The 10,675-nt window shown below is 64.9% G+C and carries 11 protein-coding genes; 10 read left to right on the top strand and 1 reads right to left on the bottom strand.

Annotation, left to right across the window (positions count from 1 at the left end):
- The 10 genes from DXD16_RS09985 to DXD16_RS09940 all read left to right on the top strand — a co-directional run.
- Window positions 1-1,069, top strand: a 1,069-nt coding sequence (locus DXD16_RS09985) for a glucosaminidase domain-containing protein (RefSeq protein WP_199408233.1), incomplete at its 5' end; no start/stop codon positions are given.
- 30 nt (window positions 1,070-1,099) lie between these two features.
- On the top strand, window positions 1,100-1,798 hold the full coding sequence (locus DXD16_RS10415; RefSeq protein ID WP_199408231.1) for a hypothetical protein: 699 nt from the start codon (window positions 1,100-1,102) through the stop codon (window positions 1,796-1,798).
- Between the two features lie 2 nt (window positions 1,799-1,800).
- On the top strand, window positions 1,801-2,802 hold the full coding sequence (locus DXD16_RS09970) for a conjugal transfer protein TrbL (RefSeq protein WP_233502704.1): 1,002 nt from the start codon (window positions 1,801-1,803) through the stop codon (window positions 2,800-2,802).
- Window positions 2,803-2,911: 109 nt separating this feature from the next.
- Window positions 2,912-3,370 carry a DNA gyrase gene (locus DXD16_RS09965; protein WP_117655971.1) on the top strand — a complete coding sequence of 153 codons (459 nt, stop codon included), beginning with the start codon at window positions 2,912-2,914 and terminating at the stop codon, window positions 3,368-3,370.
- A gap of 12 nt (window positions 3,371-3,382) precedes the next feature.
- A complete protein-coding gene (locus DXD16_RS09960) occupies window positions 3,383-6,124 on the top strand; it encodes a VaFE repeat-containing surface-anchored protein (RefSeq protein WP_117655970.1) in 2,742 nt (913 codons plus the stop codon).
- Window positions 6,125-6,196: 72 nt separating this feature from the next.
- On the top strand, window positions 6,197-6,928 hold the full coding sequence (locus DXD16_RS09955) for a class B sortase (RefSeq protein WP_117655969.1): 732 nt from the start codon (window positions 6,197-6,199) through the stop codon (window positions 6,926-6,928).
- A gap of 238 nt (window positions 6,929-7,166) precedes the next feature.
- On the top strand, window positions 7,167-7,808 hold the full coding sequence (locus tag DXD16_RS09950) for a hypothetical protein (RefSeq protein WP_199408229.1): 642 nt from the start codon (window positions 7,167-7,169) through the stop codon (window positions 7,806-7,808).
- A gap of 11 nt (window positions 7,809-7,819) precedes the next feature.
- Complete coding sequence (locus tag DXD16_RS10410; RefSeq protein ID WP_197736875.1) at window positions 7,820-8,074, top strand: hypothetical protein; 255 nt, start codon at window positions 7,820-7,822, stop codon at window positions 8,072-8,074.
- Window positions 8,075-8,202: 128 nt separating this feature from the next.
- Complete coding sequence (locus tag DXD16_RS10405; RefSeq protein WP_199408227.1) at window positions 8,203-8,799, top strand: hypothetical protein; 597 nt, start codon at window positions 8,203-8,205, stop codon at window positions 8,797-8,799.
- Window positions 8,800-9,142: 343 nt separating this feature from the next.
- Window positions 9,143-10,429, top strand: a complete 1,287-nt coding sequence (locus tag DXD16_RS09940) for an MFS transporter (RefSeq protein WP_117655968.1) — start codon at window positions 9,143-9,145, stop codon at window positions 10,427-10,429.
- Between the two features lie 37 nt (window positions 10,430-10,466).
- On the opposite strand, the gene DXD16_RS10515 is transcribed toward DXD16_RS09940, so the two are convergent.
- On the bottom strand, window positions 10,467-10,675 hold a 209-nt coding region (locus DXD16_RS10515), incomplete at its 5' end, for a hypothetical protein (protein WP_233502703.1).

The following is a 10,675-nucleotide window of genomic DNA, read 5'->3' as shown; positions in this document are numbered from 1 at the left end:
GCAGGCGTCGGGCGAGGCGGCCCGCGCCGCGGGGTCGAAGGGCGCCGCCTCCGCGATCGCGGGCGCGGTCTCGGGCGCCGCGCCCGCCCTGCTCGGGGCGGTGGCCGGCATCGTGGCCTTCGTCGCCTGCGCGCTCGCCGTCGCGCAGCTGCTGAGCGCGCTGTTCGGCTTCTGGGACGACGCGGCCTCCAAGCGGGGCCTCGAGGGGCTGCCGCCCTACATCACCTACGAGATGGTCGAGGCGGCGCTCGAGTGCCAGGAGGAGTACGGGCACCCGGCGGGCTGCACCATCGCGCAGATCATCCAGGAGTCCGGCCAGGGCGACCGCATGAGCCAGCTCGCAGAGCGCGACCACAACCTCTTCGGCATGAAGTGGTGGTCGGGCTACGCTGGCTGCCCCGAGGTGGCCGGCAAGGCGAACTGGGCCACCAGCGAGGAGTACGTGCCCGGCGAGCACACCCAGATCACGGCGAGCTTCATCCGCTTCACCGGCGACGCCGAGTGCATCCGCTTCCGCAGCAGGGTCTTCCTGCAGGCGGAGCGCTACTCGGGCAACGCCCTCATCCGCGAGGCGATCGAGAGGCGCGACTCGGACAGGATGGCCGAGGGGCTCAAGGACGCCGGCTGGGCGACCGACTCGTCCTACGTCGAGTCCCTGAAGTCGATCATGGCGCAATGGGGCCTCTACAGGTTCGACTCCATGACGGTCGAGGACCTGAAGGACGCATCCGCGAGCGGGAACGCGATCGTCGAGGCGGCGTACAGCCAGCTCGGCGTGCCCTACGTGTGGGGAGGCTCGACCCCCGGCAAGGCGCTCGACTGCAGCGGACTCACGCAATACTGCTACGCGCAGGCGGGCATCCGCATAAGCCACTACACGGGTTCCCAGTACGAGGAGCTCAGGCGCATACCGCTCTCGGAGGCGAAGCCCGGCGACATCCTCTACCGCTCGGGCCACGTGGCCATCTACATCGGCGACGACAGGTACATACACGAGCCGCGAACGGGCGACGTGTGCCGTATAGCGAGCGGCATCGGCAGCTTCAGCTGCGCGCTCACCGCGAGATAGGAGAAACCAATGCAGGGAAAGTCAAGGGTCATGGCCGCCGTCGCGGCAAGCGCGCTCGTCGTGGCGCTCGGCGCGGGCGCGGCGCGCTGCGCCATCGCCCCGCAGGAAGGCGCGCAGGATAGTCCACAGGAGCAAGAGCAGCCCGCGGCTGCAGGCGCCGACGTGGCAACCGGGAAGGCCACCTCGGGCGCCGAGGCGCTCTGGAACACCGCATGGACGGGCGCCGACGACCCGACAGCCACGCTGCGGATCGTCGAGGGCGCCATGGTGGAGAGCGCGGGCGGCACCGAGCGCGCCTGGTTCTTCTCGGCCGAGGAGCCCTCCGAGGCCGGCGGCGTGCTCAGCATGCCCATCGAGGTCAAGGGAACCGGCGATAAGGCGGGAGGCCTGTCGCTCATCCAGGTCTCGGGCGATGGGGACAACCGCACCCTGGCATGCGACCTTCTGATGCAGGCCTACGTGCCCCAGAAGGCGCAAGTCGGAGCGTTCTCCGTGACCGGCACCGACGACCGCCTCTCCGAGGCGCTTGGCGCAGACGTCGCCGCCATCGAGGAGGCCGTCGCCGGGAAGGCGGCGGAGGTGTCCCCGCAGGCGACGGGAGCCACCTGGGACAAGGAGGTGTGGCTCGACTACGCCGGAAACGTCGCGTCGACGACCTTCACGCTCGACGACCCCGCCTCGACGGTGGTCACCGTGGTTTCGCGCGGCGGCTCGCTGGAGGCGATGTAGCCGTGCGGGCGCTTGAATCGCAACGCCGAAGGGCGTTCGCCATCTCCGCCGCGACGGCATTCGCCCTCTGCGCGCTCCTGCTCGTCCCCGCGCAGCCGGCATACGCCGACATAGCCGGGGACGTCAACGATTGGCTGTGCGGCCTTCTGCGCGACTGCTGCAACTGGATGTTCAAGGCGCAAACGGGCGTGCTCGGGTCGATCGGCGCGAACGGGATCCTCTCGGCCGACTTCGCGCACATGCTCACGAGCTCGAGCGACCTGACCATGCACGACGTCGCCAGGGGCGTATGGCAGGCTGCCATCCTGCCGATCGGGTGCGGGGTGCTCGGCCTGGTCTTCACTCTGAAGCTCATCGAGATCTCCCAGCGCATGGACGGCAGCCAGAGCCTTCCCGGCGTCAAGGAGGTCGTTTTCCTCCTCGTGTTCTTCGCCGTGTTCCTGTTCCTCATACAGAACAGCTTCGACCTGATGGCGTCGATCTACGAGGTCTGCGGGCTCGCCATCGACCGAGTCGAGGCGCTCTTCGGCGCCGGAGGCGCGCTCGACCTGCCCGAGGTGTCCGTCGTCACCACCGATGACGACATCCCGTCGCTCATCGCCATGCTCGTCGCGAGCCTCATCAGCTGGGTCGTGGTGCTGGCGGCCTACGTCGTCGCCCTCGTGGTCTGCTGGGCCCGCGCGCTCCAGCTCTACATCATGGCCGCGTTCGCCCCGATCCCGCTGGCGTTCCTCGGCATGGACGCCACGCGCCAGATAGGCCTCGGCTACCTGAAGAGCTTCGGGGCGGTCTGCATCGCCGGCGTCATCATCCTCGTGCTGCTCATATCGTTCCCGCTCGTGCTCGGCGGGCTCACCGGGGCGAACCCCGGGACGGGCACCCCGGCCGACGCGGTCGCGAACGGGCTCACCTACGCGCTGCAGTACCTGGCCATGTGCGTGCTGCTCATCCTGGCCCTCGTGAAAAGCGGCTCCTGGGCGCGCGACATCGTGAGCGGCTTCTAGCGGAAAAGCGAGGAAGGGGGCGGTCGCCATGAGATAGGGGCGCCGCGCCGGGGCACGCGTCCCGGCGGATGAAGACAAGGACCGATTGAAAACGAAAAGGAGGAAAGACATGGAAGAGAGGAAGAACGTGTACCTCTCGCTGCACAAGAGCTTCGTGCGCGAGGGCATCGAGTACACCGACCGCGCGACCGGCGAGGCCAGGACCTTCAACTCGGCGACCCTTCCCAAGGGCACCGTCGTCGACGGCATGGACGTGGGAGGCTACGAGTTCAGCCCCATGTTCGTTAACGAGAGCCGCTTCAAGGGGGCCGACTTCCGGGACATACCGCTGCTCGCGAACCGCGAGGTGTGGCTGAGGAAGCCGGTGATGGGCCCGGACGGCCAGCCCGAGCTCGACGAGGGCGGACGCGCGGTCAAGGACACCGTGAAGGTCATGCCGGCGCAGCTCAAAGAGGCCGTTGACGCAGGGCGCTCGCGCTACCTCGCGGAGCGCGCCGAGCACGCCCGCCAGGCGAGCCGCGCTACCGAGCACGAGGCGCCCCGCGCACAGCGAAGCGTCGAGAGATAGGGAGGCGGAAAGATGAACGCAGCGAAAGACTGCACCTTGCAGGAAAAGCTCCTCCGATGCGCCATGGCGCTCATCCTGGCGGCGGGGGCGCTGCTCGCCTCCGTGGCGGCCTCGCCCGCCTACGCCGCGCCGAGCACGGTAGACGTGTCCGTCGGCGGCAAGATCCCCTACGGCGGCTTCGCCACCACGTGGATGAGCGCCGACGGGAACATCGCCTACTGCGCCGAGCCCTCGTCCCCGACGCCCGCGCCGGGCTCCTACTCAACGAGCCCCGTGCCGAGCGACGACGTGACAGCGGCGATCTGGTACTCGTTCGGCTCTCCCGGCTTCGACGCGTCGATGTTCCCGGGCAGCTGGTACGACGGCGGCGGCTGGGACGACGCGAAGTACGCCGCGGCGAGCCATGTGCTCATCGCCTACGCCTACTCTGGGTCCGAGTCGGCTGCCACGCACGGCACGAGCGCCGAGTTCGCCTCCTGGGCGAAATCCGAGCTGATCGGCGGGACCTTCGCCAAGATGAAGGCGGGCGCCGGCAGGGTCTCCGCCGGGTTCGAGGCGTTCTGCGTCAGGACCGGCGGCGGCTCACAGACGCTCGTGAGCTTCAGCTGGTCCGCAGGCGGCGTCAAGGTCGCCAAAGAGGACTCCGAGGCGGGCGCAGAGCCCCAGGGCGACGCCTCGCTCGACGGCGCGAGCTTCTCCGTCGTTAACGAGACCGGCCGGTACGTGCTGGTCGGCGGCAAGTACTACGCCGACGGAGAGGTCTGCGCCACGATCAAGACCGCGCCCGAGAACGGATCGCACGTCGCCGCGACCGGCGCCGACGCACTTCCCGCAGGCAATTACCGCATCGTCGAGTCCGGAGCGCCCGAGGGCTACGACGCCAGCGACGCCTCCGTCGCGTTCACCGTGAAGGCCGGCGAGGTGCGCGACCTCACGGGCGACCCCGTGACCGACGAGGTCTTCCGCGGCGGCGTGCAGGTGACCAAGTCCGACAAGGAGCTGCAGGCGTCCGAGGCGCTCGCGGGCAGCGGCCACAAGGAGGCGCCTGGCGAGCACCCCGGCCTCGACGGGATCGAGTTCACCGTCACGAACCGCTCGGCGCACAAGGTCCTCGTTGACGGCGAATGGCACGAGCCGGGCGAAGCCGTGGCCACGCTGACCACCGCATGGAACGACGAGGCCGGCGCCTACACCGCGCAGACCGCGGCCGACGCACTGCCGTACGGAACCTACGACGTGCGGGAGACGGCGACGAACGGGAGCTACCTACTGACCGACGGCGAGCCCCGCACCTTCGAGGTCCGCACCGGCGGCGAGATCGTGAGCGCCTCCGCGGACGGCGCCGCGCTCGAGTTCCGCGACCAGGTGGTGCGCAACGACCTCGAGCTCTCCAAGAAGAGCGAGACCGACAACGCCGGCCTCATGGTCCCGTTCGCCATCGAGAACGCGGCCACCGGCGAGACGCACGTGCTGGTGACGGACCGCAACGGCGACGCGTCCACCGCGAGCAGCTGGAACAGGCACTCGAGGGACACCAACGCCAACGACGCCCTGCTCGGCCATGAGGGCCCGATTGCTGCCGCCGACATGGACCCGAAGGCCGGCATCTGGTTCTCGCTCGGCGAGGACGGCTCCTCGGCGCCGGTCGACGACTCGCTGGCGGCACTGCCGTACGGCGCCTACACCATGACCGAGCTGCGCTGCGAGGCCAACGAGGGCCTCGAGCTCATCACCAGGAGCTTCTGGATCGAGCGCGACTCGACGGTCGCGAAGGCCGTGTGGATGGGCCTTGACGACCAGGAGGGCCCGCGCATCTCCACCACAGCAAAGGACGGGGCGGACGGCGACAAGGACGTCTCGGCCGACGCCGAGGCCAAGGTCGTCGACGCGGTGGCCTACGAGGGGCTGAAGGCCGGCGAGGAATACGAGCTCTCGGCGACCCTCGTCGACAAGGCGACCGGCGAGCCCGTGACCGATGCCTCGGGCAAGCCCGTGGGGGCCAAGGCCGAGTTCGCGCCCGCGCTCTCGACGGGCAGCCAGGACGTAGAGATCTCCTTCGACGCGAGCCTGCTCGGCGGCCGCGACCTGGTCGTGTTCGAGAGCCTTCGCAAGGACGGCGCCGAGGTGGCGTCGCACGCGGACCTCTCCGACGAGGGCCAGACCGTCCACGTCGCCGTCGAGGTGGGCACCCAGGCGGCCGACGCCGCCGACGGCGACCAGGTCATCGAGGCCGGCAAGGCAAAGGTCGTCGACACGGTGGCCTACAAGGGCCTCGTCCCCGGCGAGACCTACATCGCCGTGGGCACGCTCATGGACAAGGGCACCGGAGAGCCGTTCCTCGACAAGGACGGCAACGAGGTGACCGCGCGCACGCCCTTCGAGCCAGAGGCGCCCTCCGGCACCGTCGAGGTGACCTTCGAGTTCGACACCGAGGGCCTGGCCGAGGGAGACGAGCTCGTCGTCTTCGAGAAGGTCCTGGACTCCGCCGGCAACGTCGTTGCGACCCACGAGGACATCGACTCCGCCGAGCAGAGCGTCGTCGTGGACAACCCCGACACGCCCGAGGTGCCCGAGGAGCCCTACGCCAAGACCGGGGCCGACGCCCCCGACGCCACCGGCTACGCCGTGGCCGCAGGCATCGCTCTAGCAGCTGCGGCGGGCGCGGGCGGAGTGCTCGCGTACCGCAAGCGCAAGACGGCCGGCGCAAGCAAGGACGCGGCAGCCGAAGAGCCTGCCGAAGAGCCGGAAGAGTAGCGGCGCCGCATCGATACCGAACCGGAGGCCCTGGGCGCCCGCCCGGGGCCTCCCCTGCGAACGGGGGAGGACATGAACAAAGGGAAAGCCGCCACGGCACTCGCCATTGCCGTGGCGTTGCTGGCGCTGGCGGCGCTCGCCGTCCTGCCGCTGCCCGAGAGGAACCCGTACGGGGTGCACGAGGCGCCTGCTGCGGAAAAGGATGCGGCAATGGAGGCTCAAGAGACGGGAGGCGGCATCGACTGGGACGCCCTTCCCGCCTCCGTCGTCGCTTGGGTGCGCGTGCCGGGCACGACCGTCGACTACCCGATCGTCCAGGGCCGGCCCGAATCGCCCGACTTCTACCTCACGCACGACGCCGGCGGCGAAAGATCAGCGTGGGGCGCTCCCTACATCGACGCCGGGTGCGCGCAGGGCGCCGAGAGCCCGCTCGTCATCGTCTACGGGCACCACATGTCCGACGGCACTATGTTCGCGCCGCTCGCGCAATACTCGTCGCGCGGTTTCGCCGAGGGGCACCGCACCATCCGGGTCTACACCCGCGAGAATGCGATCGAGCTCGAGGTCTTCGCGGCTGACGTGGTCGACGCGAGCTCAGAGGGCAAGCGGACCAACTTCGCCGGCGCTGCGGAGCTCGACGCCTACCTCGGGGACAAATTGTCCCAGTGCGAGGTCGTCCTGGAAGATTCGGCGGACATCGCGCATGCCTGGGCCTTCGTGACGTGCAGCTACCAGACGAGCAACTCCCGCACCGTGGTCTACGCGAAGGAGGTGGAAACATGGGATTCGCGCCCTTCGGAATAGGGCTCCTCATGGGGCTCCTCACGCTCACGGCCTACGCCTGCTGCGCAGCCGGCGACGACGACCGAGACTAGGACTTGCAGATCGAAACTACAACCGAATATGGCCCTTCGACCCCTTGCCGCTATATCTCGGCAAGGGGTCTTGCATGTGGTGAGATAATTTACGCACTTGATAGAAACAAGACGCTGCCGGCTGCTTCTCGATAAGCTTCCGGTTGTCCATGAATAGAGGTACGCAATTGGGAAAGATTAAGCTGCAAGACGTCAAAAGGGCCATCGACATCGGAAAAGACGTTCTGCCCTTCGTTGAGCCCGCTGTGAACAAATACGGGCCCGCTCTGATCGACTGGGGGCAGCAAAGGGGGAAGCAGGCGGCAGATAGCCTGGGAGAAGCCAGGGACTCATTCCTTTCAAAGGGTCGGGCAATCAAAGACAAGAAGGAGCAGCAAAAGTCACTCGAGGCATCCCGCAAGAAGGCCGTGGCAAGCTCGCTTCCGCCGATCTCCGCAAAAGATTTCTTCGAGAACTTCGAGAACAACGTCTCCAGCGAAGCCGACCTCAGCGATGGGTACATGGCGATCGCCGGCTGCTACGCCGTCGTCACGATGAAATCGGCACGAGAGAAAGACCCTTCCGCCTACGAGGACGTCTATGTCGGTTGCGGCAAATCCATGGGCTTCAGCATATACACACAGCTTTGCGGTTTCGGCAACATCGACGTCTACGCTGACTTCAAGTTCAAAAGACCAATGATGATTCTGCTCTTCCCGTGTGAGGAGAAAGACCTCGAGACCCGCTATGAGGCCCTCGTCAGGGATCTTCAGGCCGAGGGCTCGTACAACAAATGGGACGTCCTGGCGCGTTCCGATGAGGCGAGATAGGCGCTAAGAGCATGAGCGACAAAGAACTTGCGCCAATCAGCGTCGAGGTCGTTCCCGTCGAGGACTTGGAGAACATCAGGCTCGTCGCGAACGCCGATGCGGGCAAAGAGAACAACGTCGGCATCGGAGAGCGGGCGGACGCCATTCTCGGCCTCGCCTCGGACGTCATAGACCTCGTCGAGGAAAACAGCTCTACAAAGTCGAGGTTCCCGAAGGCTACAGCTTTAAGGACCTCGTCGCCTCGAAGAAGGATCCGGAAGCGGTAAGGGCCCTCGTCCGAGACCCGAAAGGTCGCCTGAGCGGCGACGTCTCCCTCAAAGCCGCTGGGGTCAGCCCCGCACAGATCGCCAGCGTCGGCCTTGCCGCAGCGGCGATGGTTGTCGGTCAGGCGTACATGACCGAAATCAGCGACAGCCTCCAGTGCATCGACGCCAAGCTGGAATCGATCGCCTCCATGATCGCCGGCGACCAGAGGGCGAAGGTCAAAAACGCCCTGGACATCGCTAGGACCTACGCAGCCCTTCATGACGATTACCTCCAAAAGCCCGCCGAGGCACGACAGGCGGCAAGAAACGAGATCGAGGGCAGGTACAACGACGTCGGTCAGGTAATCGATTGGATTACCGAGCAACTCGCCGGCATCGAAGACAAGGCCAGGGACGCCGCTGAGCGCGAAAAAGACCTCGAACCGTTGCTTAAAGAGGTCCAATCCTACGAGGCTCAGTTGGGGGTGCGGCGTGGAGTATGGACCACCGGTTTCTCGGCGCGCGCCTCATTTCTCGACAGCGTACACACATTGTTCGCGTTCGGCGCCGCATCCCCTTTTTCCCAGGATCTTTGTTCCGAATTGAGATACAGACGATCAGAGGCTATCCTGCTCATCAGGATGCTTGCATACTTTGATGGTGCGAGTTGCGGACACGCAAGAGCTACGCGTTTGGTTCGTTTTCAGCGGTGTTGGAAGTATCGGCTCAATGAAAAGCCAAGTTGACATTTTCGTGGACCGAGGCTTAGAAATGGCTTTTCTCGCTTGCGCAGACATGGTGCATAAAAGCGTTTTGCTTGGGAATTCTAACGAAATAAATAACCACATAACGTAAATGCAGCCATAGATACAAAAGGAATCGAATGGCCAGAGAGGATTGCCCTTTCCGATGGTCGATTCTTGACAGGCAAACTCAAGCCTCGTTAATATTACATGGTTTGCCAGACCGAATTAACAAAGGAGGGGTGTCGTGGTTGGTCTTTTCCGCACGTGGATGAGCGCCTAGAAAGCGGCGCTGTTGTGGCGTCGCGCTGTTTTTCTGCACGCCATTTCACGATTGGACATAACCATGATATTTGAAACCTCTCGGGGCAGGTCTGCTCTGCTGTGCCATTCATGGCAATTCAAGCTTTGTTTCGTATGGGGCGGGGAGCTCGTTTCGACATTGACGAGTTCGATTCTCCAAATGGGTCTTATTTGGCATCTCGCCCTCACGACAGGGTCGTCTTCTCTCCTCTCCTTAGCATCGCTGGCAGGCTTTCTGCCGATTGCTTTGTTCGGAATCCTTGCGGGCGCCCTTGTCGACAGACTGCCTTTGAAACGTGTCCTCATCGGCACCGACCTCTTCATTGCCGCGGTGGGCGCCGCCTTGACGATTGCCTCGTTGGCCGGCAGCTTACCTGCATGGCTAATTCTCATCGCCCTGTTTCTCCGTGCAGTTGGCACTTCGTTCTACACGCCAGCCTCCCAATCTCTCACGCCCCATCTCGCCCCGCCAGAGCATCTCGTTCGCCTATCGGGGGTGACTCAGGCGATTCAGTCCGGCGGATACATTCTTGGCGCCGCGCTTGCAGCAGTGATTTATCCCGTGGCGGGCATTACCGCTATGATTGTCCTCGACGTGCTGGGAGCGCTTTTCGCTTCTTTAGCCGTCCTCGCCGCACAGATAGACGCAGGGGGACTCGACGAAGCCGACCGCAGCTTGCCCTTTTCCAATAAGGTTCGAGAGCTCTTCTCTGAGATTTCGGACGGCTACAAGCTGACTAGGGGGTACAGGGGGCTGCTCGCCCTTCTTTGGTGCGGGTTCGTCTTCGCTTTCGCGTTCTCTCCGCTCGCGGCATTGTTCCCAATAATGACCTTGGGGCATTTTGGCGGTAGCACGGGGGATGCCGCTTTGGCGGAAATCCTTTTTTCTGCAGGCATGCTGGCTGGGTCCGGCATCTTGGCGGTTACGGGAGGGTTCCGCAATAGGTCGTTCACCATGGTCGCCGCGATTGCCGGCTTCGGCATTGCCGCAATCGTATCCGGATCGCTCGGCCCGTCATTGTTCGCTGCTTTCCTGCCGGTGAGCTTTCTTATGGGCGCATGCTCCCCGTTGTACGCGGGAACCCAGACTGCCCTTATGCAGGAGCAGATACCTCCTGAGTACCTAGGCCGCGTTTTCGGCCTCTACGGAACCATCATGGCGTGGGCCATGCCCATGGGCCTCGCGGCCCCCTCCGTTTTTGCGGATCTGCTTGGAGCTCCGTTATGGTTTGTCGGCTCTGGAGCGACCATGGTACTGCTTGCGATGGCTATGCTGCTTGCTCCGAGCGTCCGAAACGTGGGGAAAAGAGATACCGGGCGGATTCAATAGCCCAAGTATTCGAAAAAAAGAGGCAGCAGCCATCGGTTCACGCGTCAGCCTTCAAGCCCTTGCGACGACGAGGTATTGCACCGACATCCCACATCGCGCTCCTTATTCGTCGCCAACTATCATTTTCGGATTTGCCGGCTTGCGCAAGGTCAAAACGCTCGCGCCGGCAATTGGGCAAAGGCGAAAAATCGACGTGAGCAATCTTTTTGGCTCTGTTAGACCAAGGTTGACATAAAAACGATGTCA

Source organism: Collinsella sp. TF11-5AC (genome assembly GCF_003436775.1).
Classification (GTDB): domain Bacteria; phylum Actinomycetota; class Coriobacteriia; order Coriobacteriales; family Coriobacteriaceae; genus Collinsella.
This window is presented reverse-complemented; position numbering and strand designations above follow the sequence as displayed.

What these genes read in the sequence shown, in the direction of transcription:
- DXD16_RS10410 (WP_197736875.1), top strand. Translation starts at nt 7,820, where the DNA reads ATGAGCGACAAAGAACTTGCGCCAATCAGCGTCGAGGTCGTTCCCGTC.
- DXD16_RS09955 (WP_117655969.1), top strand. Translation starts at nt 6,197, where the DNA reads ATGAACAAAGGGAAAGCCGCCACGGCACTCGCCATTGCCGTGGCGTTG.
- DXD16_RS10415 (WP_199408231.1), top strand. Translation starts at nt 1,100, where the DNA reads ATGGCCGCCGTCGCGGCAAGCGCGCTCGTCGTGGCGCTCGGCGCGGGC.
- DXD16_RS09940 (WP_117655968.1), top strand. Translation starts at nt 9,143, where the DNA reads ATGATATTTGAAACCTCTCGGGGCAGGTCTGCTCTGCTGTGCCATTCA.
- DXD16_RS10405 (WP_199408227.1), top strand. Translation starts at nt 8,203, where the DNA reads ATGACCGAAATCAGCGACAGCCTCCAGTGCATCGACGCCAAGCTGGAA.
- DXD16_RS09960 (WP_117655970.1), top strand. Translation starts at nt 3,383, where the DNA reads ATGAACGCAGCGAAAGACTGCACCTTGCAGGAAAAGCTCCTCCGATGC.
- DXD16_RS09965 (WP_117655971.1), top strand. Translation starts at nt 2,912, where the DNA reads ATGGAAGAGAGGAAGAACGTGTACCTCTCGCTGCACAAGAGCTTCGTG.